Here is a 24,927-nt window from a genome sequence, read left to right on the forward strand (position 1 = left end):
GTAATTCGTAATTCGGAAGGAAGTAGAATAGGAAGGATGAACGCATACATAGCGATTCTCATCCAAGTGAGGTACACCGAAGAAAGAATTAACCGCAGATAGAAGAGAATGGACGCAGATAAACGCAGATAAATTTGTACCTCAGCCGAGTAGGAATCGCTCAATTGCGGCTGGATTATTTTTTCTCAGCGCAACCTTCTAAAACCCTATTCCCTAGCATCAAAATAGCCGAATAGGGGTATTTTGTATCTGACATACCATCACCACAATTGCTAACTTTTTTCAGAATTAACATATTGTTTTCCCTACCTCTAAATCGGTAAACTCTAACTAAATCCATCGGTCTTCCTTGGGCTGTTAATGGTGCTGCATAAGGGAAAGTTTGCTGTTTAATTTCTGGTGAACTGTAAACAATTCCTCGTCTACCAACAGTCACACTCCAAAAGGGTTCCGTACCCCTAGCAATGAATTCTTCCGTTTTAGATGATTGGGCTATACTCTGATCAGATACTAATAAGTTAGAAGCAATTCCCAAGATAGATAAAAAGAAAATTAAGTTTCTCATGGTTAGCAGTTAATATTGATATTTGGGCATTTTCAATTATACATTATTCCTGATTTATATGCCAATCTTCGGCTTGTTGACGAATAGACTGTAACTCATTTGATGACATTTTATCTAAATTCTTTAAAATAAAACTCATTCGTCCTTGAGTTTGTAACTTCGAGCGGTTTTGATCCAGAAAATTCCAGTAAAACAAATTGAAAGGACAAGCATTTTTTCCTATCCGTTCTTTATGATTATAAACACAAGTTTTGCAATAGTCACTCATCTTATTGATATAATTAGCAGATGCAGCATAGGGTTTAGAAGCTAATATTCCTCCATCTGCAAATAAACCCATACCAATTACATTTGTTTGCATGACCCAGTCATAAGCATCAATAAAAGCTGCATGAAACCAATTTTCTACTTCTTGAGGCGAAAGTCCTGCTATTAGGGCAAAATTACTTAATACCATTAATCTTTGGATATGATGAGCATAACCAGTACGTTGCACTTGAGTAAGAATTTGGTGCAAACAATTCATTTGCGTTTTACCAGTCCAGAAAAATTCAGGTAAAGATCGGGTATGGTTAAACCAATTTTTTTCTGTATATTCTGTATCTACAAAATGGTAAATACCATGCATATATTCTCGCCAACCTAACACCTGACGGATAAAACCTTCTACACTATTTAAAGGTAATTGATATTGTTGATATGCTTGTTCTGCTGCTGTAATCACTTCCAAAGGTTGTAATAAACCCAAATTCAAATAAGGAGAAAGTAAAGCGTGCCACATGGTTTCTTCTCCTGTTACCATTGCATCTTGGTAGGGACCAAAATCAGGTAAACGATATTGAATAAACCAGTTTAATATCTCCAGTGCTTGTTGACGAGTAACACCCCACAAAAAAGGTTCTACTTCTCCATAGGTTGCAAAGGGTAAAGATTTAACTTTAGCAATTACATCAAGTGTAATCTCATCAGGTTGAAACCATTTTGCAGGTGGTGTATTTAACTTTCCTTTTGGTGGTTGACGGTTTTCTTGATCTAAATTCCACTTTCCTCCAACTGGTTGATTTTTATCCATTAAAATTTGAAATTTTCGCCTTCCTTGTCGATAGAAATCTTCCATTAATAGGCGTTTACGATTTTTAGCCCAACCATGAAAATCTTCTCGACTCCACAAAAATTGATTGTTAGGAATGAGGTTAATTTGACAAGGAAGTTGCAAATTTTCAATTATCTGCATGAAAGGGTGATTATTGGGTGTCATTACCCGCAGTTCAGTAATATGATGATCTCTCACCCATGCTTGTAATGATGTGGTAAAATCATCAGCAATTTGATAAGTTACTAAATATCCTTTTTGCTGCAATTGTTCAGCGAAATGACGCATAGCAGACCAAACTAAAACTAGCTTTTGTTTATGGTATGCTCTATCTTGAATATGGTTGAGTGACTCGATAAAAATTACAGGTATTTTTTGGGTTGCTGAACAAGTTTGTAATGCGGCTTGTTGTTCCCAAAGTTGGTCTCCTAATATCCAAACTCCTATAGACATTTTTATTTTCTGACCTCAGATTACATACTTATATTATTACCATCTTGCTGATTAATAACTAATCGTAAGACAGATAAACTCAAAATCATTAAAAATAATACTAATCCAATTGTACAGGCATAGCTAATTTCTAAATTACTAAATGCTTGTTCATATAAATAGTAAACAATGGTCTTAGAACTATTGAGTGGACCACCTCCTGTCATAATATAAACTTCTTCAAAAACCTTAGTGGCAGAAATAGCAGAAATTACAGCAACCAAAGCTAAATAAGGCTGCATTAAAGGTATAGTAATATCCCAATGTTTACGAATACCATCCGAACCATCTATTGCAGCAGCTTCGTAAACATCAGCAGGAATTGATTGCAGTCCAGCTAAATAAATTACCATGTAATAGCCTAAACCTTTCCAAATAGTTACAGCCATAACACTGGCTAGAGAAATTGGTACAACTCCTAATATTTTGGCTGGGCTAGTTAACCAAGGAATTCCGTCTGTAAATAACCCTAAAGTTTTGAGAAATTGATTCAATAAACCATTTTCTGCATATAACCATTTCCAAGCTATCCCTGCAACTACCATAGAAATTACAACCGGAGTGTAATATGCAGTTCTAAACCAATTCATTCCCCGCAATTTTTGATTTACCAAAATCGCTAAAATTAAAGGAGCTATTACTAAAATTGGGACAACTCCCACAAGATAAAGAAAAGTGTTTTCTAAGGTTTTCCAAAAAACAACATCTTTCCATAAACGCAAGAAATTAGCAAAACCTATCCATTTAGGAGCTTCACCAATATCTTGGTAGGTGGTAAAACTGAGGTAAAATGCTTGCATTGCTGGCAAAAAGACCGTTAAACCTAAGATAATTAAGGCGGGTAGCAAAAATAAATAAGGCGTTAATCGTTGTTTTAAAAAAAACCAATTTTTGGGAGTTAATTGATTCATATATATTATTCTCAATGAATAGTTCAAACAATAACTGTCATGGAAACTGAAAACAATCTGTCAATTGAACATCAAAATGTACCTGTTGCTCATCAAGGACTGCATAACTTTTTGTATAGTTCGGAAGATGAACACATTGCCCCTGAGGTGAGTATAACTCCACAGATGGCCAATAATGGCACGGAAATTATTCCTCTGGAGGCTTGGAGGGAAGTTGCTACTAATGGGAAGATAGCGGGAGTTTACGCGGTTTTGGACGTTGAACGTAGCACACAGTACATTGGCTATTCTCGCAATGTGTTGCTTTCCCTGAATGGCCATGTTACCCAAAACGGTGAACAGAAGTGTGCTTTTGTGCGTGTGCAACCCTTTAATTTTCCCAAGCGTCAAGAAATGGAAAATTTACGCGACGCTTGGATAGCAGAATTGGGGAGTATTCCACCTGGTAATGCGGGTGAGGGGGGAATGTGGGCGAGTACAGTGGGTGAAGTTGCTAAAGCGGTAATGTCAGACACTGAACGTCAAGCTTATGAGGAGAAAAAGCTAAAGTTGCGAAAAGCAATGGCAGATACAACCCTTTTGAAAGAAGCAGAAAGGGTGGATATAGGAGAAACTGCGGTGCAGAATGATGATTGGAGTGCAGTTATTAATGCACAGACAAAGGAAACTAAGTTGTGAGGAATTCATAGCCAAATATTTCCCTCCCTAGCCGGGGAGGAGTTAGATTTATTCTGGCGAGGTGTATTTCTGGTAAGGGTTGTAGAGTTTTTATTGACAGAATTTTACAACTAATTGCACTTGCATCTATCCTGACTGTAGCCCAATAAAGCTAGTAAATATTCCCACTTAAATAAAAAGTAATTCTCAAGATAGAAGGCTGTAGTAAATAACAGTTTTAGCTTAGAAAGTATATAAGTACTTACGATTATGTAAGGAGAATTTTATGCCTACTAAATCCGAAGCAGGACATGAACATCGCGGGCCAGACAAAGGTGAAGCTTACGGAGTAGCAGCAGTCACTCAAGCACTTTCAGGTATAGACTTTCCTGCAACTAGAGAAGAAATACTCCAACAAGCAAAAGGTCACGAAGAAATTCACTGGACAAAAGACAAGACCATAGATTTAAGCTCATTACTTGATCAAACAGGTCAAGATCGGTTTGAAAGTATGCCGGAGTTAGTCGAAGTCATCAGTCAAGCTACGAGAGAACAAGAGCCTGCATAGGTGTTTGAGTTCGCAAATATAGCGGTTTGAATCTTACAGAGAGATGCTCTTCAGTCGCAAATGATAGTGCAGGAGTGCGATTCTGGAGAATTACCACAAAAGTTGAAGAAGTACTGGAGCGTTGATGTTTGCGAGCCGCAACAGTTAACTACAGGAACTGGGGATTGGTGATTGGTGATAATTTTACTTAAATTACCCATTCCCAATCACCAATTACCCATTACCAACCTAAAATAATCAGGCGCTACCAGTGAAGGCAACTTCTGGAAATTTCAACTGCGCTTCGGCCATTGGGCGGTTTCTGCCTTCTTCTTGCCAGTAGTTAATCACTTCTGTTGCTTTGTTGAGCAACTCAACGCGATCAACATCTGTAATCCAGTGTTTGGATTCTAACTCTTTTTTTAGCTCTTCCCAGGCATCATTTCTGGGCCAGAAAAAGTACTTGGTCAAAGGACTGGTTCCTTTGCCAACAACTTGATCGACTGCTAGAGCGACGTTCTCATCTAACCAGAGAATTTTTAAAATGAACTTGGTCAATTACACCTCCCGGAAAAATCCGGCTATGACATTACTAAAGTTAGCGATGCTTGCGGCGGGCTACGCCGACGCTTATTTTAACGCAAACTCTGACCAATTGACCAATGATAGTTGGTGATGGATGATGGTTTATGGGTGTTTTCTGCCTATAATTTTTTTCCCGCATTGCGCGAGGGGGTGGGTGTTAAAAAACCTGTGACTCCAAAAAAGCCTGAAATCATTTTGTAGCAAGACTTTCAAGCTTTTTTGAGTTTGAATAGCCCGCGCACCTTATCCAGACTGGGTTTCAGCCATTTTCAATCTTGACACGATCCTGGAAATCGACTATGATTAGACCACTCGCGCAATCGAACCTTGAAAACCAAATACAGTCAGCCTTTCCGGCTCCTGCTATTGCAATTTCACATACTCCCTATTAGGGATTGAAACTTTTAATTATCATTTCACCAATATTTAAACCTTTTATTGCAATTTCACATACTCCCTATTAGGGATTGAAACTACCAATTAAGTCATCACTAAATTTCAGCGCTCGGTTATTGCAATTTCACATACTCCCTATTAGGGATTGAAACGCTAAAAGGTGAAGTTTTACTTTCTCCAGCTACGGTTCCGATTGCAATTTCACATACTCCCTATTAGGGATTGAAACTTTTGGGCGACATACCAGTCTGAGCTAAATTAGATTGCAATTTCACATACTCCCTATTAGGGATTGAAACATTCTTTTAAAATAATTGGTGGATTATTTGCCAAATTGCAATTTCACATACTCCCTATTAGGGATTGAAACAATGAATTGTCAGATTCGCAGTTAAAGTTTTGCCAATTGCAATTTCACATACTCCCTATTAGGGATTGAAACCATTTTTTCAAACCTGGTACACGGTACTCAGGTGGCATTAATTGCAATTTCACATACTCCCTATTAGGGATTGAAACGGGAATAATATTCATAACTTGGGTCACGGTATTGCATTGCAATTTCACATACTCCCTATTAGGGATTGAAACCATCAGACTCGGATTTAAAATCTACATTTTCGCAAATTGCAATTTCACATACTCCCTATTAGGGATTGAAACTCAGTCATTCCTGCCACGTTTTGGGTTTAGTGTTGGGCAAATTGCAATTTCACATACTCCCTATTAGGGATTGAAACGCCGAATAACTAGCGTTTTCTGATGAGCCGCCAAATTGCAATTTCACATACTCCCTATTAGGGATTGAAACGGGTTCTCCACAATGGTTTGCTTGGCTTCTACCGTGTAGATTGCAATTTCACATACTCCCTATTAGGGATTGAAACCTTTTGCTACCTCATTTCCAAGATCGTTAGATACATTGCAATTTCACATACTCCCTATTAGGGATTGAAACGAGAAGATTATCGAGGTCGTCCCCTCGGCTGGAATGCTTGGGTAAATTGCAATTTCACATACTCCCTATTAGGGATTGAAACCATAGTACGAATTGCACCATTAATTCCAGTTGCCATCTGGGATAATTGCAATTTCACATACTCCCTATTAGGGATTGAAACTTTTCGGGATTCCAGATAGCAAAATAATTAGATTGATTGCAATTTCACATACTCCCTATTAGGGATTGAAACAAAAATTGAATTTCTAGAATGGACATAAAATTATATTGCAATTTCACATACTCCCTATTAGGGATTGAAACTCTGAATAACTTTCTGAACCTTACTCAAACTATTTATTGCAATTTCACATACTCCCTATTAGGGATTGAAACACCAGTCCAAATTCTGGAATATGATGAGGATTACAGTTATCATTTGCTTCCATGACCAAACAAACAAATGCAATAGTCGTTTTTGATATAGATGGAGTAATCCGTGATGTTGGTGGCTCATATCGCCGCGCTTTAGCAGATACAGTAGAGCATTTTACCCACCAGGCTTATCGTCCCACACCTGTAGACATCGACAATCTGAAATCAGAAGGGATTTGGAACAACGATTGGGAAGCTTCCCAAGAATTCATTTACCGCCATTTTGTCAGTCAAGGAACAACCCGCGCACAACTGCAATTAGATTATGAAAGTATAGTTAGCTATTTTCAAACTCGTTACCGGGGTACAGATTCAGAAAATTGGAATGGATATATTTGTAACGAACCTTTATTAGCACAGCCTGGTTATTTTCAAGAACTAACCCAATGTGGTATTTGTTGGGGATTTTTCAGTGGTGCTACTCGCGGTTCTGCTACCTATGTCTTAGAAAAACGCTTGGGTTTACAGTCTCCCGTCTTGATAGCAATGGAAGACGCACCTGGAAAACCTGATCCTACAGGACTTTTTGCAACCATTCGTCTATTAGCAAATGGACAGGATGAAAAACAAACTGTCATTTATGTGGGTGATACGGTAGCGGATATGTACACTGTCGAAAAAGCCAGAGTTGTGGATAATTCTCACAATTGGATTGCTGTGGGAGTGTTACCACCCCATGTACAAGAAACAGCAACGCGCCGTGATGCTTATACGGATGCATTAATTAAAGCCGGGGCAAATATAGTATTGAGTAATGTGCAGGAATTAACACCCGAACAAATTCGAGATTTGCAAAGAGAATAAATGCTTTAAGATTAATTTCTAAGATTAATCAGGTAACAGGTGCATACAGTAGAATTCAGGAGTTAGGAGAAAGAGAGGACACAGAGACACTGAGACGCGGGGAAAGAGAGAAAACTCACCACGGGTTAAAAGCCTTGCTACCGCTCTAATCACAGCCATAGACGTAGGGCTTTACACCACTTAGCACCAAAGCGGAGTCAGGAGTAAAACCCCCTTAATATCTGATTTTTTGGTTTAAATTGTCTACTTCTTGCAACCTGCTGTAAATCATTTGCTCCGAATTATTGGAAGAAAAATAAAATGTCTGCATTTAAATTGCCTCAAGGCCCTGAAACTCACCCTTGGATACAGACTTTCCAATGGTTGAAAAACCCTTTGGGATATATGGAAGAATGTGCTAAGAGTTATGGTGATATTTTCACTTTAAGAATTGGCCCAGTTTTTAAGCCGCAAGTATTCATTAGCAATCCTCAAGCAATTCAACAAATTTTTACCACTGACCCAAAACATTTAGGCTCTGGTGCGCCAATAGGTATTGCATTGGTAGGAAAACAATCCCTACTGGGACTAGAAGGCAAGCCACACCAACGCCAACGCAAGTTATTGACTCCCCCTTTACATGGGGAAAAAATACTGGCTTACGGGCATTTAATCCGGGAAATCACTGATAAAGTTACTGCTCAATGGCAGGTTGGACAAACATTTTCAGTCTTGTCTTCTATGCAAGCAATATCTTTTGAGGTGATTTTAAAAGCTGTATTTGGTTTACAGGAAGGCTCACGTTATGACCAACTTAAGGAATTACTGTTAAAAATCCTCAATCCTGAGCAACCTTTTATCAGAGGAATTATTTTATTATTCCCATTATTGCAAAGAGATTTAGGCGCGTGGAGTCCTTGGAGTAAATTCTTACGCTTAAAAGAGCAAGTTGACGAACTCATTTATGCGGAAATAAAGGAACGTCAAGAGAAACCAGATCCATCTCGCACTGATATTTTATCTTTAATGATGGCTACCAGGGATGAACAAGGTCAACCTATGAGTGATGTTGAGTTACGGGATGAGTTGATTACTTTGTTAGTAGCTGGTCATGAAACTACCGCAAATTCTTTAACATGGGCGTTTTACTGGATTCATCATACGCCACAGGTGCGAGAAAAATTATTGCAAGAATTGGATAATTTGGGTGAACAGCCAGATGCTAATGAGATTTTCAAATTACCCTATTTAAATGCTGTTTGTTCGGAAACATTGCGTTTGTACCCAGTGGTAATGTTGGTTTTAAATAGATTTCTTAAATCGCCGTTAGAGGTAATGGGTTATAATTTAGAACCTGGAACTGTGGTGATTCCTTGTATTTATTTAACCCATCATCGAGAAGATTTATATCCTGATTCTAAGCAGTTTAAACCCGAACGTTTTTTAGAACGTCAATTTAGCACTTCTGAATTTTTACCTTTTGGTGGTGGAAACCGTCGCTGTATTGGGATGGCTTTTGCTTTGTTTGAGATGAAGTTGGTTTTAGCAACTGTCTTGTCTCAATGGCAGATGGAATTGGCTGATACTGAACCTTTACAACCAGTGCGGAAGAGTACTTTATTGGTTCCCGGTGAGGGTTTCAAGATGGTTGTAAGAGGGAAACGTCTGCAAAATCAGCCGATTCTGCAAACGAGCGTTAGTTAAGGTTTTTGAGGTGCGTTAGCGTAGCTTACCGTAGGTATCGCTTGGAGTCTGGAAGTTTGAGAGCGATCGCATCTCTGGAGGCTTGAGAATTATAGTTACGTCCAAATATCGTTATAACTACACAAACTCTGGCAAACGTAACTGCATTTTTATGTACCCAAGCTTTTCAGGAGCGTTCGCTACTTGAGCTTTAAGAACAGATGATTGATTTTGTGAAAAACCCATTTTTAAAAGAAATGTTTTGACCTGCTCATTTCTTTGTCCTGAACAGTAAGGCGCAATAATTGTTTTTAACCCTTGCTGTTCAGCCAAATCAAAAATGCTAACTAAAAAGGATTGCTCTACTCCACGTCCCAAAGCACGACAGCTAATCAGAAATGTATCTATAAATAAACCTTCGTCGTTTTTCTTAACAATTGCTGCACCAACTAGACCATAATCACCAAATCGGTCTTTAAGATTTAGCACCATAATAAAGCAAGATGTATAAATGTCTTGAATTTCAGGTAAAGATCGGCGAATTAGTGAAAGATTAAACTGATTCGTTTTCTGAGTCAATTGCGCTACTCGTGGCAAATCTCTTTCTTGAGCAGTTCTTATTTCTACCACCAGTTGTAAAGATTCTAAATAACTCTCAAGATTAGATATGCTCTTCTGCAATTCCCGGCGTTCTTGCTCTTGAGTGATTAATTCTGTTCGTATTTTATCTTCAATTGTAATATTGCAAGAATCAAAACACCATAGCTGGGAAAAATGTTTAACATAATTTTCTAGCTGCTTTGGCATTCTCACAACTGTTACCTCTGGAACATTAACCTCCACTTCCAGGCATTCAATAGGAGAATCATCGACGAAAACGAAAGAATCTAAACCCACGTTTAATTCTTTGCTCAGTTCGCGCAAATTGACAGATTTTGCGTTCCAGTTAATTCGATAAGCAGCGATATCGGAACGTCGCAGAAGCATTTCTGGATGATTATCAAATACATTCCAGACATCTGCTTCCTCATTTTTGCTAACGAGTACAAGGAGAATACCGCGCTTTTTTATATCGAGGATCATTTCCTGAAAGAGACGAAAACTCCGTCCGGGATAATCATCACTCAGAATTATGCCATCAATGCCATCCTCTCCCACTATGCCGCCCCAAAGAATACCATCACAATCCAGAGCTATCACTTTTTTAGCTGGTAGAAGTATTCTATGTGTCAAGCGGGTAAGTGTAATCCCCAGTTGTTGATAGACAGCCTGTGAATACGGAGCGCGAGCGATAGCTTCCAATGAAGCATCTTGTGAATTCTGCCGTCCAATTTCTTCAACAACTTGAGCAAAATCTAAAATATGAATTCCTTCTATTTCTTCTAATTTCTCCTGCCACCAAAAGCGCAGTTTATCTACCTGTTGATATTTCCCATAAAAAAATGGTGAAACTGCTGGGGGCAAGTTTGAGACAATCAGACCCTTTTTCTTAGCAACATAACTCCTGATAGCATCTAACAGTTGACTACTGCGAATGAATCCTTCCTGATCTCCATCAGATATTAAATCTTCCGGGCGCGTCAGCACGACATTTAAACCATTGATGTTATTAACAAACAGGCTATCAGGAGACAGAAGAGTTGTTTCTAATTGATTAAATTCACCAAACTCAACAGAAAAGGGAATGCCGAAGGCTCGACACCAGAGATATAAGGTAGAACCTAGTGGTTGTGCTGTAAAACTAGCAGCTATGATAATCTTTTTATCACTTTCTGCTATTGATTCCCGAAAACGACGGGCAAGTACTTGAGTTACCTGATCTGGATCGTAAAGAGGGAAAAGTTCTGGATTAATGGGAATTTCAGGATCTTTACTAAGAGCAGTAGCAGTTTCCAAACTATTTGGTAATTTATTATCTGTATGAAGATTAATCAATTGCTTAATTGACTGACGGGAATTTAAATTAAAGATGTCTTGTGCAGGAATACGAACGGAAAATCGGTCATATAATGAAGCAGCAATTGACATTTTAGCTAGGGAATCCCATGCCATACAATTTTCACTATTTAGATCATCTGAAATCTCTTCTGGTAACAAACGAATAGCATTAGAAATTATTTCATTCAATTCTAATAGAGCTATTGGCTGAAGTGAAGACTTTGCCTTGGACTCATCCGCCAACTCATTTCGTTTGCGAAGCAGAACAGCAGGATTACCGCCCCAGACTTCACCCCGACCGATACGAGTGAAAGGAATTACATTACTACCTACTTCTACTATGGCATCCTCTTCAATTTTTACGCCCATTCCGATTCGGCTATTACCGCCAATAGTAGCGCGGTCTCCAATCGTAATTGGTTCGGAAATATATTTCACTTTTCCATCAGATGTATTGAGAGCATGAGCAACCAGATGGCATTCGCTACCAATAACAACATTGTTGCCAATGTATGTCAAATCAGGATCTTGCGGCCAAGTAACTACCACAGAATTTTTACCAATATGCACCTTTGGAGAATAAGCTTGCATTACCAGATTCCTCAGCCATTTCCATCCAGTTGGGTTCAATTTGAAATAATTCACCAATGGCAAAGTATCAAGCAATAACATTAATTTATACGAGATAGATACAGGTGATAATTTAATTAGTAATAGCAAATCCTTAAGGACATTAATTTCGCTAAATCTTGGCTTATTAACAGATAAAAATAGAAGCTTTGTCAGCAATGCACTCAGTGAAATAAAGGTCAACAACCAGAAAAAATAAAGGATTGGAAATATTGCCACTATCACCAGAGTATTTGGTTCTGGAAAAATACTGGAAATCATCCAAGCATCAAGCAGCGCAGCTATAACAACCAAAAACAAGGGATACAAAAATTTGATAGTTTCAATGATTAGTACAGAAAGTATTTTAATTAGTTTCATAGTAGATTTTCCTAATAGGTTGATGCAGGACACATTAAGCCATTATGAGTCACAATCGGATTTTCTGGTTAATTAGAATGATGTGTACCAGAAAACCGCCTCATAAAGTGAAAACATAGGTATTTCCGTTTAAAAGTGCTTGCTTCAATTTTAAAAACTTATGTTTAATTCTCAAAAATCTCACGATACTAAAGATAAGTACCACTTGTTCAAGAATAAGGATATTGTCAATTATGCCTCTAATTAGCCTGATTGCAGCCATTTCCGAAAATAGGATTTTAGCGGACTCAACAAAGGAACATATTCATGTGGGTATTCCTTGGAATATTCCCAGTGATGTCCGTTATTTTCAAGAAATTACCTGGCGACATCCTGTAATTATGGGACGTAAAACTTATTCTACTTTTAATACACCGCTGCAAAATCGCACAAATATAATCGTTACCAGAGATACTAATTTTAAAGCTCCCGGCTGTCTGGTTTTTCATTCACTGCTACAGGCGATTGAATGGGCGAAAATGAGCGAAACAGAAGAAATATTTATTGCTGGTGGTGGACAAATTTATACTGAGGCAATCAAATTTGCTGATAAGCTTTATTTAACTATTGTCGAAGGTAATTTTGTTGGCGATATTTACTTTCCTGAGTTTGCACATTTTGGCAAAGTAATTAAGGAAAAGCAGTTGCAGGAAAATGGCTTTCAGTTTAAGTTTGTGGAGATTGAAAGGCGCGTTAATGAGGTAACGCCACCTACGATCATGGGATAATTTATGTTTGGGAATTTCCTTACTGTAATTTCAAGAACTTATCCAATGCTGCTACCATACTAGGAGGCCAACGGCGGATATTTTTTACCCAGTTCATATCTTTGTAGCGGCTATCGAGTCCATAAGCTGCTACCCAGTTGCTTTCTGCTTCTCCTTTTTGTCCACTTACCCAATAAGCGGCTGTTAAAGCGGCACGCATATCGGCAAATTGGGGATATTTACGGACGATATTTCGCATTTCTCGGATGGCTTTGTCTGTTTGATTGGTTTCATATAAAGCCAAGGCATAATTAGCTCTAGCAAAGGCAAAATTGGGGGAGATGGCTGAGGCTTTTTGATAATCTGCGATCGCATCTTGCCATTTTCCTAACCCTGTTTTGGCGTTACCTCGATTGTTGTAAGCCATTGCATCGTTAGGATCTAGTTCTAAAACATGATTATAATCTGCGATCGCATCTTCCCATCTTCCCAATCCTTCCAAGGCTGTCCCCCGATTTAGATACGGGTCTGTTACATTGGGCGCTAATTCTACAGCTTTGTTATAATCTGTCAATGCTGTTTCTAACTTATTTTGACTGACACGAGAATTACCGCGATTACTCCATGCTCCTGCATTAGTGGGAAATTTTTCAATAATTTCTGTCCAATAAGCTTCCGCAGTGGCAAAATCACCTTTTTCAGTAGCTGCAAATGCTTTAGTTGCTAATTCATCACCTGCTTGTAACTGTTCTTCGGTGATAGGTTGTGATTCTGCAAATACAGGTGTACTCCAGCCAAACACCAGTAACAGACTCAGGAAAATACTAATTAATTTAATCATCTAACTCTCTGTCATATGCAACAGAATTAATGATAAAGCAATCTTCAATTATTAGTGAATAACAAAATACCTAACTTCTCTAAAAAGGTTGAGGTTCTGTGAGAAATCTGTTTATACCAATTTTATGTGAGGCTGCACTGAATCCTGAAATCCATTGATTCATTCATCTTTATTTGTGTTTATCTGCGTTTATCTGCGGTCTATTATTCTTGATATTTTATTCTATGTAGCTTCATATTTATTTGGTATTAGTTCAGTAAAGCACTCTAAAAATTGGATATTTTCGGAGTAATTGTAAATATCTAAAAATGCGGGTATCTACGGCACAAATAATCTGTCAACTCCACCAAAATATTAAATAATATGCTTGAGTTCACAATACCCTTTAAGACTGAAAACCAAAGTAATCTGGAGAAACATGAACCTCAAGTTCTAAAATGTAAAGACATTTTCTGAAAAATCTTTACATTTTAGATTTGGTGAATTTTGAATGATTTACACGCCTTCTACCAAAGCACTATATTCATCTGCCGTCAAGGAATCTTCAAAAACTTCTCCTGGGTCATTGACACGCAGTTTCAGGAACCAGCCTTCACCATAGGGGTCATCTGCTATGTCTTCGGGGGAGTCAATCAATTCCTGATTACGTTCTACTACTGTACCAGAAATTGGTGAATTCAGTGTTTCAACTGCTTTTACTGACTCAATAGTACCAAGGCTATCTCCCTTAGACACAGCATCACCAATCTCTAGTAAATCTAAAAATACAATATCACCCAATTGGTTTAGGGCATACTGAGTAATACCAATAGTGGCGATTTCGCCATCTAACCGTGCATATTCATGAGAATCTAGATATCGCAAATCCTGCGGATATTCCAAAGACATACTACTTCCTCTTCCACATTAAAAAATTAGTGTTATCACAGTAACCTAAAGTACATTATTCCTCAAAAACATCACAGTTTATCAGTTCGTGAGACGATTTTTTGAGCGATAAAATGGACGCTTCACAACTACTGTGGGAAAAGCTTTACCGCGAATTTCCACTTCTAGCTGCTGTTTGACAGTTGCTAAATGGGTGGGAACGTAAGCTAAGGCTATGGGATAGCCTAGTGTGGGTGAGAGAGTACCACTAGATACTTCTCCTACTACTTGCCCTGATGATAATACTGGGTAGCCGTGACGGGCAATGTTGCGGGCTTGGGTTTGTAAACCTACAAGTTTACGCTGCACTCCCTTAGTTTTTTGCTGTTCTAAAACAGTACGCCCAATAAAATTGCCTTTGGTATCTAAATGAACTAACCATCTCAAACCAGCCTCTAAGGGTGTGGTGGTATCGTCAATATCTTGCCCATAAAGCGCCATCGCTGCTTCGAGACGGAGAGTATCTCGACAACCAAGCCCACAGGGTACGATACCAATATTATATAGACTTTGCCATAATTTTATCCCTACTTCGGGATCTACCATGACTTCAAAGCCATCTTCGCCAGTATAGCCTGTGCGGGCTAGGAATGCGGGTTCTCCAAAGATGGTTGTTTCTAAATGCCCAAAGGCTTTAATTGGAGATAAGTCTGCTGTCACCAAAGATTGAAGTTGGTTAGTAGCTGTTGGGCCTTGAACTGCAATTAAGACTTTATCCCGTGAGAGATCTTGAAATTCAATTGTATCAGTATCCAGATGTTTCAAGATCCAGCTTTTGTCTTTATCAGTAGTTGAGGCATTGACGATAATTACTAATTTTTCAATACCAATGTTATCTGTACCTTGGTAGTAAATAATGATATCGTCAATAATTCCGCCTTGGGGATTTAACAATACTGTGTATTGTGCTTGACCTGGTTGCAGACGACTCAAATCTGAGGGAACTAAATTTTGCAGCTGAGATATCAGGTTTTTCCCTTGGAGGGTAAATTTGCCCATGTGGGAAATATCGAACATCCCAGCGGTGTTTCTGACAGCTTGGTGTTCTTGGGTAATACCGCTATATTGTACGGGCATTTCCCAGCCACCAAAGCTAGTAAAGCGGGCTTTGAGTTCTACACCCGTTGAATATAAAGGGGTTCGCGCTAGAAATTCGGTGATATTTTCTTGATTAGTCACAGGTAGTTAGTTTTGCGTGCGATAGCGGGTACGCTTGCCGTAGGCATCGCACCTCAACATCTATCTATCCTACGAGATGGTTTCTAATTTAGCAGACTTTCTTCAGTCCTTCCTTAGTACTGTTTAATAATTAATAGTGCAATTGTTGAGATTTATTAAGCAAAGATGATGAAGTTATTCGCTAGTTTTGTTTTAGCTGTGGTGCTGTTTGTGTTTCCTCTATCAGCACAAGCCGCAAGTTCTTCTAGTGTAACTAGTTCTCTGATTAACAAGGGAGACGCTGGAAAGGACTATTCTGGTCAAAGTTTAGTCGGGACTGAGTTTACTAGCGTGAAGTTAGAGAAGACTAACTTTAGCAATGCTGATTTACGCGGTGTGGTGTTTAACGGTGCTTTGTTAGAAGGTGTAAATCTGCATGGAGTCGATTTTAGTCAAGGGATTGCTTATCTATCAAGGTTTAAAAACGCTGATTTTAGTGATGCGGTATTTACAGATGCCATGATGCTACGTTCAACTTTTGATGATATTGATATCACTGGGGCTGATTTTAGCAATGCCATTTTAGATATGACACAGGTGAAAAAACTCTGTACAAAAGCCAGTGGTGTTAACTCGAAAACTGGTGTAGACACTCGTGAGTCTTTAGGATGTAAGTAGAATCCCATACTTTTAAGTTTCCCCCTCACAAAACAGCGGGGGAACTTAGATGACTTTAATGGTTCTCTAAGAGGATATCTGAAAACTTTTTCGTGTGGTATCTAACACTTGTAGATCCTCCTAAATCCTCCTTAAAAAGGAGGACTTTGAGTAATTTATCCCCCCTGGGAAAGGGGGGTGAGGGGGGATCTTGATCAATTCTGATACTTCTCAGACATCCTCTAAGAGGACTCCTAAAAATAAATTATCCAATTTCACCGCGTCGAAACGACTTTTTCTCCCTCCGCGACCTACTCCCTGCTCCTCTGCCCTAAAAGCGATAGGATATTCTTTTATTTAGAAGTATCTAGATGGAGCTAAGGGGAATCGAACCCCTGACCTCTTGAATGCCATTCAAGCGCTCTACCAACTGAGCTATAACCCCGTTAATTGCATTTTTTATAATGCCTTAATGATTAGTATTTTGTCAAGTGTGTATTGATTAAATATGAACTTTTATGTGTCATCTTCAGCACTTGTTAAGAAATTTGCAGCAAATAGCTCATACAATGCCCCATGAGAAAATACACTACTAACATAGCCGCTGCCGCTACGGCGACCAATGTACCAGCTAACATCAAAGAAAATTCTTTGTGTTCAACAGCCTTTTCCATCAGGTGTAGCGACCAGGCTACCAGCGCTACATCAAAAATTAAAATAGGAATCAACATATTTCTTAATATTACTTCATACTTGTAAATTTATATTAACACTCTTTTGGCAAACTGTGTCTAACCTTGGGTAGATGTGGTTGATTCCTATCCCTTTCCTGATCAAGGTAATCGTACAGAAACAGAGCGATCGCGTAAATAATTTTTGATTTGGGCGACGCTTAATTGGCCAAAATGTAACAAAGATGCCAATAATGCCGCTTCGGCTTTACCTGCTGTCAAAGCCTCATGGATGTGTTCACAATTGCCAGCACCACCAGAAGCAATAACGGGAACTTCTACAGCTTGAGCGATCGCTCGCGTTAACTCTAGGTCATAACCGGCTTGAGTGCCATCGGCATCCATACTCGTAACTAACAATTCACCTGCCCCCCGCTTTACAACTTCTTGCGCCCACAGTAAGGCATCTTTACCTGTATTTTCTCTGCCACCACGAACGTACACATCCCACCCAGGATTAGTGGGGTCAACTCTGCGCCTAGCATCAATAGCAACAACTATGCATTGATTCCCAAAGCGATCGCTTGCCCGATTGATCAAGTCTGGGTCGCGGACTGCCGCAGAATTAATACTAACTTTGTCAGCCCCAGCTCGTAACAAACCTTTAACATTTTCTAAGGTTTGGATACCACCACCCACAGTTAAGGGAATAAAGACCTGTTCAGCAGTTCGGTAAACCACATCAATAATTGTATCCCGGTCTTCATGAGTCGCCGTAATATCCAGAAACACTAACTCATCAGCCCCAGCTTCGTTATAAACCTTGGCCAGTTCTACGGGATCACCTGCATCCTTAAGATCAATAAAGTTAACTCCTTTAACAACCCGTCCCGCCTTGACATCCAAGCAAGGTAAAATTCTTTTAGATAACATAATGACTTTCGTTCTCCAGGTAATTGCCGGAATTTAAATTCTAAATTGCCTTGCGTATTTCTAACCGAAAATTTTTGAGCCGATACGATATGAAGAAGTAATGGTTCCCATCTCCAATCCGAAGTCTAAAATCTCAAATCCCCAATAGCTGAATTATGGCGATAATCTCCTCGAAAAAAAGCGGACAAGAACCCAACGGACAACCAAAGCAGCAGAGGGAATCAACAAAAGCACGTTCTAGTCAAAACAAAGCCCCCTCAGAAGAGAATCTTTTGCTTTCAGAAGCAGCTATTGATGAAGAAGGGAAGCAAGAAGAGAGTATTCGACCCCAGCGATTTGCTGATTACATTGGCCAAAAAGACTTAAAGGATGTTTTAGAAATTGCCATTAAAGCTGCTAAGTCTAGGGCTGAAGTATTGGATCACCTGCTGCTGTATGGTCCACCTGGTTTGGGTAAAACCACAATGGCGATGATTCTAGCATCAGAAATGGGAGTAAATTGCAAAATTACCAGCGCCCCAGCTTTAGAACGTCCACGGGATATAGTCGGGTTGCTGGTAAATCTCAAAGCCGGAGATGTGCTGTTTATTGATGAAATTCATCGGCTTTCGCGGATGACAGAAGAAATTCTCTATCCAGCGATGGAAGATTATCGCTTAGATATTACTGTGGGTAAGGGTTCTGGTGCCAGGATTAGAAGTATACCCCTGGTTAAGTTTACTTTGGTGGGTGCAACAACACGTGTAGGTGCGCTAACTTCACCTTTGCGCGATCGCTTTGGCTTAATTCAAAAACTGCGATTTTATGAAGTTGACGAACTCAGTCAAATTGTCCTCCGCACTGCTGAGTTATTACAAACCCCGGTCAACTTAGATGGTGCTAACGAAATTGCCAAACGTTCACGGGGAACTCCCAGAATCGCGAATAGATTACTAAAACGTGTACGTGATTATGCTGAAGTTAAATTATCAGGAGAAATTACAGCAAGCATTGCGGCTGAAGCATTGCAACTATTTCAAGTAGACCCTTGTGGTTTAGATTGGACAGATAGAAAAATGTTAACTGTAATCATTGAAAACTTTAATGGTGGTCCAGTAGGATTAGAAACCATTGCTGCTGCAACTGGAGAAGACACCCAAACCATTGAAGAAGTTTATGAACCGTATTTAATGCAAATTGGCTATTTAAGCCGCACTCCTCGCGGTAGAGTCGCCACGACAGCAGCATATAAGCACATGGGATTTAAACCGCCTAATGAGCAATTATCACTACTGTGAGCGGGGACACGGGGACGCGGAGATAGGAAGACGCGGAGACAGGGGGACGCGGAGACGCGGAGACAAGTCCTGGACTTGAAACTAAAGTTGCGAGCAATATTACCAGGCCGAATATCACAGTCTCCCGCTACTATATGTTGAAAATCCCTCTAGTATTTTACACTGGGGGGATTTCGTTGTTAGCCGAGTTAATAGGGTTGTAAGTATATTACAAAGTAATTGTGCAAATCTGGTGGAGCGATTAGAGAAAACCACTGCAAAATACAAGCCGATTTAACCCAATCGGTGAGGGTTGGTTTCAAAAACCCCTCAAGGATGGTTCCACACGCGTTTCTAATCATGACATTATAGGCAACCTTACTACCTTCTTTCTTCCCTGTTCCCTGCTTAAATGAGTAGATTTACAAATCAAATCAGATTGCTATATTTTACTTACAGCAGATTGCAGATCAATGAGGTACAGAATCTAAATTGAAACCTAGACACCAAACCATTTTTACTCCTGAACCGGAGGTCTGCGAAGCGTCTCCTGAACCGGAGGTCTGCGAAGCGTCTCCTGAACCGGAGGTCTGCGAAGCGTCTCCTGAATTCTGCTGTATGTTAACAATTCACGGATTCTGAAAAGAAAATGAAATACTACGTAATTTATGATGGACAGTGTAATCTTTGTGTTAATTCAGTCCGTTTATTAGAAACTCTAGATCAGGGAAAATTATTTAATTATGTTCCCATGCAAGATGAGCAAACATTGGCTAAATGGGGAATTACCGCCCAAGATTGTGAGCAGGGAATGATTTTAATTAATGAAAATCTTTCACAACGTTGGCAGGGTAGCAACGCAATTGAAGAAATTGGACGCTTGTTACCTACTGCGGGTTTTGTAGATATTTATCGTGGTTTACCCGGTATGAAATGGCTGGGAGATAAATTCTATGAACAAATCCGCGATAATCGTTATACTCTATTTGGTAAACGTGATACTTATCAATCTGTTTATTGTGTTGATGGGAGTTGCAACGCGGGAAATAAACAGCACTAAGTTTAACCAAGATAAGGATACTGTGACGGTTTAATTTTCAATAATTCCACCCAGTATTTTATAGCATTGTATTTAGTTGTTTCTATATCGCGCTGTTTGTGAACCCTGCCTATTTCCATCAAAAAATATGTAAGTTTAATAGCTGTAAATAAATGAATAAACCCCACAGCTTTAAAATGTTGTAAAAATAGATGTTGAATAATTTGTAATTTTTGTTTATGCCGAAAATGCAGCCACCATTGCATTTGATGGATAGCGATACTATGCTGATAATTTAATATAGTTTCTACTTCAGTTAATTTATTTTTAACTTGATCATAATACTGCATTTCTTGATGAAAATTACCTGCCTTATAAGCTAAATCGGCATCATCAGCTAATTGATATGCTTCACTAATTAACTGACCTGCGGATTCCGCTTGTTTTTCACTATAACCCAGTTTCATATAGATACCAGTGGCTGCTAATGCTAATTCTGTAAACTCCTCAGCATCATGTAACCAATATATCTGTGCTTGTAGTTCTCCCAATATAACGGCTAAACTTTGATTCATGGTTTCCTCTAAAAATTTATCGGTGATCAATTTTCCTCAATTCAGCTGATGCTCCCGTGTTAATTTGTTATTTGCCTGTTCTTTCATCCATTGAAAAGAAACCAGATTGAGTAAAAGACCAATCATAAATAACAAAACCATCAAAGCGATTTGATACCAAGCGATAGGTTTTACCAACAAATCAGCAACTAGATGGGAAAAATTCATCACTGAATAGAAAACTGTAACGCCAAACTGAAGCTTTCGATAACGGTTTGAGTCGCTGAAGAGAGTAGCAATCATGATAATCATAGGCACAGCAAAAAAGCCCAGCATTAACCACAGAATCCAGGCAATACTTCCTGTTCCATGAGTGTCAGCAGTAGCAATATTTTGGTTGTGAAACAGCGGCATTAAACCAAGCTGGGTATGAAACAGAATGCCTAGCAAAAAGACTGTCCACAGTATAATGATTTTCTGGCGATTACTCACAGCCATAGTTATCCTGCTCTTATATTCAGAGGCTTTTGCTTTTCTCCATCATAGAGAAACAAGTTGAGGTAGTTCATTTAATCAGCGCTTTTACCAACCTGCTGCAATAATTCTTGACATAGAAGTTCTATGATTAGGAATGAATGGTACTACTCAAATTATTTATGCGGTTAAATCTTTCTTGCTGTACCTAATATCATATAGGAATAATATTTGATTTTTGAAATATACGTAGGTAGGGCTATGCCTTACAAACCATTGCAGCGGTGGGCAATGCCCACCCTACAAGACTTAAAATTTTATGGCTACGCCACGCAAGCTATCAGATATCATTTATGATTCCTATATCTGGTTAAAGACTTATCATTAGGGAACCGCACGGAGACGCTATTACGCGAAGAGTTTTTTTGATAAGCAATTAGCCGGACTGGATATTAGTTATAATCCCTAGGTTCGTGTCAATATCTAGTAAATTTCTTTCCCCCTGCGGTTCCTCTTTAACCGGAGATAATATTTGAAGGGGGTTTTGCCTGCATAGCCAAGCTATCAGGTAATCATTACAATATATTAAAATAGAAGTCTTTGGAGAGCAATTTGTGGTAGCTAATCCCCCTCGTACTCAACCTAGTGATAACAAGATTTTGGCTACAGATAGTCAGGAATTGAATAAATTTACACAAAGACACATTGGTATTAACGCTGATGAGCTTCAGCAAATGCTAGAAGTATTAGGGTTTTCTAGCCTAGATGCCCTAATTGATCAAACAGTACCACAAGCAATTCGTTTTAATCAAACTCTACAATTACCAGCAGCACAAAGCGAATATGCTGCACTAGCCAAATTAAAACAGATAGCTGATAAAAATCAAGTTTATCGCTCATTCATCGGCATGGGGTATTACGACTGTATCACCCCCGCAGTCATTCAACGCAACATCTTAGAAAACCCCGGTTGGTATACAGCTTACACCCCTTATCAACCAGAAATTGCCCAAGGACGTTTGGAAGCATTGCTAAATTTCCAAACCATGATTATTGACTTGACTGGTTTAGAAATTGCTAACGCTTCTTTGCTTGATGAAGCGACAGCAGCAGCAGAAGCCATGAGTATGAGTTATGGTATTTGCAAAAATAAAGCAAATAGCTTTTTTGTCTCCCATGAATGTCATCCCCAAACCATTGATGTATTGCAAACTAGAGCCAAACCTTTAGGGATAAATATCATTATCGCAGATCATCAAACCTTTGATTTTGCAGAACCGATTTTTGGGGCAATTCTTCAGTATCCCGCTAGTGATGGTACGATTTACGACTACCGTAATTTTATAGAAAAGTCCCATACTCAGGGTGCATTGGTGACTGTTGCTGCTGATCCTCTAAGCTTAACATTACTTACACCCCCTGGTGAATTCGGGGCTGATATTGCTGTAGGCAGCACACAGCGGTTCGGTATTCCTTTAGGCTTTGGGGGACCACACGCTGCTTATTTTGCCACGAAGGAAGAGTATAAACGGCTAGTTCCAGGGCGAATTGTAGGTGTATCAAAAGATGTTCATGGTAAACCTGCATATCGTTTAGCTTTACAAACCCGTGAACAACACATTCGCAGAGATAAAGCCACCAGTAATATTTGCACGGCACAGGTATTATTGGCAGTAATGGCGAGTATGTATGCAGTTTATCATGGCCCAGATGGTCTTAAAGAAATTGCTCAAAATATTCACCAGTTAACCGCAACTTTAGCAAATGGACTGAAAAAGCTCGGTTACAAAATCACTTCTGAAAACTTCTTTGATACCTTGCGGGTAGAATTAGGAAATACTAGATTAGAAGCAATTCTTGATGCTGCAAATGAGAGAAATATCAACTTACGCATTTTTGATAATGCAACTGTTGGTATTTCTTTAGATGAAACTACCACAGAATCAGATTTAATCGAACTTTGGCAAATTTTTGCTCTGAAAGATCAATTACCTTTTACTGTAGAAGAAGTAACAATTACCAATTACCAATTCTCACGTGAAAGTAAATATCTCACTCATCCAGTTTTCAACCGTTATCATTCAGAAACTGAGTTATTACGTTATTTACATCAACTAGAAACTAAGGATTTATCATTAACCACATCAATGATTCCCTTGGGTTCCTGTACGATGAAGTTAAATGCAACTTCGGAAATGATTCCTGTAACTTGGGCAGAATTTGGAAAAATACATCCTTTTGCACCAATTTCGCAAACGAGAGGTTATCAAATCCTCTTCCAACAACTGGAAGCCTGGTTAGGAGAAATTACTGGTTTTGCGGGTATTTCTTTACAACCAAATGCAGGTTCCCAAGGTGAATATTCAGGACTTTTAGTCATTCATGAATATCATCAAAGTCGTGGAGAAGGATATCGGAATATTTGTTTAATTCCTCAATCTGCACATGGAACAAATCCCGCAAGTGCAGTAATGTGTGGGATGCAAGTTGTGGGAGTTGGGTGTGATGATCAAGGTAATATTGATGTTGATGATTTAAAAGCGAAAGCTGAAAAACATAGCCATGAATTAGCAGCTTTAATGGTGACATATCCATCAACTCATGGTGTATTTGAAGAAGCAATTCAGGATATCTGCGCTATTGTTCATGCTCACGGTGGACAAGTTTACATGGATGGGGCTAATATGAATGCCCAAGTGGGAATTTGTCGTCCTGGTGATATTGGTGCAGATGTCTGTCATTTGAATTTACACAAAACCTTCTGTATTCCTCATGGTGGTGGTGGTCCGGGAATGGGGCCTATTGGTGTTGCTTCCCACCTTGTACCGTTTTTACCAGGACATTCTGTGGTGAGAATGGGTGGTGAATTGGGTGCTGTTTCTGCTGCACCTTGGGGTAGTGCAAGTATCTTAGTAATTTCTTGGATGTATATTATCATGATGGGTGCAGATGGGTTAACACAAGCCACCAAAATTGCAATTCTTAATGCTAATTATATCGCTAAGAAATTAGAGTCTTATTATCCCGTTTTGTATCAGGGAAAAAATGGTTTAGTGGCACATGAATGTATTTTAGATTTGCGAAGTTTGAAAAAATCAGCGCAGATTGAAATTGATGATGTTGCGAAGCGGTTAATGGATTATGGTTTCCATGCACCTACTGTATCTTGGCCTGTGGCTGGTACAATTATGGTTGAACCAACGGAAAGCGAATCTAAACAGGAATTAGATAGATTTTGTGATGCTTTGATTGCAATTCGTGAGGAAGTTGCGGCAATTGAATCTGGTAAAATGGATATTCAAGATAATGTCTTGAAAAATGCGCCTCACACTGCGGAAAGTTTGATTGTTGGTGAATGGAATCATCCCTATTCCCGTGAACAAGCTGCTTATCCTGCACCTTGGAATAAGGAATATAAGTTCTGGCCAAGTGTGGGGAGAATTGACGCGGCTTTTGGGGATAGGAATTTTGTTTGTTCTTGTTTACCGATGGAGGCTTATAGTTAGTTAATTGTAGGGTGCGTTAATGAAATGTAACGCACCTTTTTGATTGTGAATAAGGTGCGTTACGCTGAGGCTAACGCACCCTACGGACTTCTTTTATTAGTTAACAGTTAAATTAGCTACCTTCCGCCAAGAATCATCAAAAACGCAAGA

The 24,927-nt window shown here is 39.1% G+C and carries 21 protein-coding genes, 1 tRNA gene and 1 CRISPR repeat array; of the genes, 9 read left to right on the forward strand and 13 right to left on the reverse strand.

All coding sequences use genetic code 11. The features are described from left to right. Positions 1 to 175 precede the first annotated feature (175 nt). From H6G59_RS06170 to H6G59_RS06180, 3 genes are read right to left on the reverse strand one after another with little or no spacing between them, the layout of a single operon-like run. Positions 176 to 565: a COG3650 family protein gene (locus tag H6G59_RS06170; RefSeq protein ID WP_190712483.1), complete on the reverse strand. Its 390-nt coding sequence runs from the start codon at positions 563 to 565 to the stop codon at positions 176 to 178. 43 nt (positions 566 to 608) lie between these two features. Further along, positions 609 to 2,111, reverse strand: coding sequence for a cryptochrome/photolyase family protein (locus H6G59_RS06175; protein ID WP_190712485.1), 1,503 nt, complete (start codon positions 2,109 to 2,111; stop codon positions 609 to 611). Positions 2,112 to 2,131: 20 nt separating this feature from the next. After that, on the reverse strand, positions 2,132 to 3,061 hold the full coding sequence (locus H6G59_RS06180) for a carbohydrate ABC transporter permease (protein WP_190712487.1): 930 nt from the start codon (positions 3,059 to 3,061) through the stop codon (positions 2,132 to 2,134). Positions 3,062 to 3,100: 39 nt separating this feature from the next. Here H6G59_RS06180 and H6G59_RS06185 point away from each other — a divergent pair, with 39 nt between their 5' ends. Together H6G59_RS06185 and H6G59_RS06190 are read left to right on the forward strand one after the other, a co-directional pair. Beyond that, positions 3,101 to 3,739, forward strand: a complete 639-nt coding sequence (locus H6G59_RS06185) for a GIY-YIG nuclease family protein (protein ID WP_190712489.1) — start codon at positions 3,101 to 3,103, stop codon at positions 3,737 to 3,739. A 265-nt stretch (positions 3,740 to 4,004) separates the two neighbouring features. Continuing rightward, on the forward strand, positions 4,005 to 4,286 hold the full coding sequence (locus H6G59_RS06190; protein WP_127052119.1) for a DUF2795 domain-containing protein: 282 nt from the start codon (positions 4,005 to 4,007) through the stop codon (positions 4,284 to 4,286). A 237-nt stretch (positions 4,287 to 4,523) separates the two neighbouring features. On the opposite strand, the gene H6G59_RS06195 is transcribed toward H6G59_RS06190, so the two are convergent. Beyond that, positions 4,524 to 4,823 carry a 30S ribosomal protein PSRP-3 gene (locus H6G59_RS06195; protein ID WP_013190996.1) on the reverse strand — a complete coding sequence of 100 codons (300 nt, stop codon included), beginning with the start codon at positions 4,821 to 4,823 and terminating at the stop codon, positions 4,524 to 4,526. A gap of 392 nt (positions 4,824 to 5,215) precedes the next feature. Further along, positions 5,216 to 6,582: a CRISPR direct-repeat array (repeat unit 37 nt; unit sequence ATTGCAATTTCACATACTCCCTATTAGGGATTGAAAC). Positions 6,583 to 6,633: 51 nt separating this feature from the next. On the opposite strand from H6G59_RS06195, the gene H6G59_RS06200 reads away from it, so the two are divergent. Together H6G59_RS06200 and H6G59_RS06205 are read left to right on the forward strand one after the other, a co-directional pair. Continuing rightward, positions 6,634 to 7,425, forward strand: coding sequence for a TIGR01548 family HAD-type hydrolase (locus H6G59_RS06200; RefSeq protein WP_190712492.1), 792 nt, complete (start codon positions 6,634 to 6,636; stop codon positions 7,423 to 7,425). Positions 7,426 to 7,725: 300 nt separating this feature from the next. After that, positions 7,726 to 9,108: a cytochrome P450 gene (locus tag H6G59_RS06205; protein ID WP_190712494.1), complete on the forward strand. Its 1,383-nt coding sequence runs from the start codon at positions 7,726 to 7,728 to the stop codon at positions 9,106 to 9,108. A gap of 117 nt (positions 9,109 to 9,225) precedes the next feature. On the opposite strand, the gene H6G59_RS06210 is transcribed toward H6G59_RS06205, so the two are convergent. Next, positions 9,226 to 12,015, reverse strand: coding sequence for an HAD-IIIC family phosphatase (locus tag H6G59_RS06210; RefSeq protein WP_190712496.1), 2,790 nt, complete (start codon positions 12,013 to 12,015; stop codon positions 9,226 to 9,228). A 233-nt stretch (positions 12,016 to 12,248) separates the two neighbouring features. Between H6G59_RS06210 and H6G59_RS06215 the strand changes: the two genes are divergently transcribed. Beyond that, complete coding sequence (locus H6G59_RS06215; protein ID WP_190712498.1) at positions 12,249 to 12,782, forward strand: dihydrofolate reductase; 534 nt, start codon at positions 12,249 to 12,251, stop codon at positions 12,780 to 12,782. Positions 12,783 to 12,801: 19 nt separating this feature from the next. Here the strand turns inward: H6G59_RS06215 and H6G59_RS06220 are convergent, their stop codons facing one another. The 3 genes from H6G59_RS06220 to gcvT form a co-directional block, all read right to left on the reverse strand. Beyond that, positions 12,802 to 13,602 (reverse strand): tetratricopeptide repeat protein, encoded by an 801-nt coding sequence (locus tag H6G59_RS06220; protein ID WP_190712500.1) that lies wholly within the window; start codon positions 13,600 to 13,602, stop codon positions 12,802 to 12,804. A 495-nt stretch (positions 13,603 to 14,097) separates the two neighbouring features. Beyond that, a complete protein-coding gene (gcvH, locus tag H6G59_RS06225) occupies positions 14,098 to 14,490 on the reverse strand; it encodes a glycine cleavage system protein GcvH (RefSeq protein ID WP_190712502.1) in 393 nt (130 codons plus the stop codon). 81 nt (positions 14,491 to 14,571) lie between these two features. Then, on the reverse strand, positions 14,572 to 15,708 hold the full coding sequence (gcvT, locus tag H6G59_RS06230) for a glycine cleavage system aminomethyltransferase GcvT (RefSeq protein ID WP_190712504.1): 1,137 nt from the start codon (positions 15,706 to 15,708) through the stop codon (positions 14,572 to 14,574). A gap of 165 nt (positions 15,709 to 15,873) precedes the next feature. On the opposite strand from gcvT, the gene H6G59_RS06235 reads away from it, so the two are divergent. Then, on the forward strand, positions 15,874 to 16,365 hold the full coding sequence (locus tag H6G59_RS06235; protein WP_190712506.1) for a pentapeptide repeat-containing protein: 492 nt from the start codon (positions 15,874 to 15,876) through the stop codon (positions 16,363 to 16,365). A gap of 351 nt (positions 16,366 to 16,716) precedes the next feature. Here H6G59_RS06235 and H6G59_RS06240 read toward each other — a convergent pair. The 3 genes from H6G59_RS06240 to hisF form a co-directional block, all read right to left on the reverse strand. Beyond that, positions 16,717 to 16,789 (reverse strand) — tRNA-Ala (locus tag H6G59_RS06240). 94 nt (positions 16,790 to 16,883) lie between these two features. Next, positions 16,884 to 17,075 (reverse strand): hypothetical protein, encoded by a 192-nt coding sequence (locus H6G59_RS06245; RefSeq protein WP_190712508.1) that lies wholly within the window; start codon positions 17,073 to 17,075, stop codon positions 16,884 to 16,886. Positions 17,076 to 17,177: 102 nt separating this feature from the next. Next, positions 17,178 to 17,948, reverse strand: coding sequence for an imidazole glycerol phosphate synthase subunit HisF (hisF, locus tag H6G59_RS06250; RefSeq protein ID WP_190712510.1), 771 nt, complete (start codon positions 17,946 to 17,948; stop codon positions 17,178 to 17,180). Between the two features lie 155 nt (positions 17,949 to 18,103). Here hisF and ruvB point away from each other — a divergent pair, with 155 nt between their 5' ends. Continuing rightward, a complete protein-coding gene (gene ruvB, locus H6G59_RS06255; protein ID WP_190712512.1) occupies positions 18,104 to 19,225 on the forward strand; it encodes a Holliday junction branch migration DNA helicase RuvB in 1,122 nt (373 codons plus the stop codon). A gap of 628 nt (positions 19,226 to 19,853) precedes the next feature. Next, the gene (locus tag H6G59_RS06260; protein WP_190712514.1) at positions 19,854 to 20,264 is read left to right on the forward strand and encodes a thiol-disulfide oxidoreductase DCC family protein; all 411 of its coding nucleotides are present in this window, start codon (positions 19,854 to 19,856) and stop codon (positions 20,262 to 20,264) included. Positions 20,265 to 20,266: 2 nt separating this feature from the next. Here H6G59_RS06260 and H6G59_RS06265 read toward each other — a convergent pair whose 3' ends face one another. After that, a complete protein-coding gene (locus tag H6G59_RS06265) occupies positions 20,267 to 20,818 on the reverse strand; it encodes a hypothetical protein (RefSeq protein WP_190712516.1) in 552 nt (183 codons plus the stop codon). Between the two features lie 36 nt (positions 20,819 to 20,854). Then, on the reverse strand, positions 20,855 to 21,295 hold the full coding sequence (locus H6G59_RS06270) for a hypothetical protein (protein WP_190712518.1): 441 nt from the start codon (positions 21,293 to 21,295) through the stop codon (positions 20,855 to 20,857). Between the two features lie 590 nt (positions 21,296 to 21,885). Here H6G59_RS06270 and gcvP point away from each other — a divergent pair. Next, positions 21,886 to 24,777: an aminomethyl-transferring glycine dehydrogenase gene (gcvP, locus tag H6G59_RS06275; protein WP_190712520.1), complete on the forward strand. Its 2,892-nt coding sequence runs from the start codon at positions 21,886 to 21,888 to the stop codon at positions 24,775 to 24,777. Positions 24,778 to 24,927 lie beyond the last annotated feature (150 nt).

The sequence above is a fragment of the Anabaena lutea FACHB-196 genome (genome assembly GCF_014698305.1).
GTDB lineage: Bacteria > Cyanobacteriota > Cyanobacteriia > Cyanobacteriales > Nostocaceae > Anabaena > Anabaena lutea.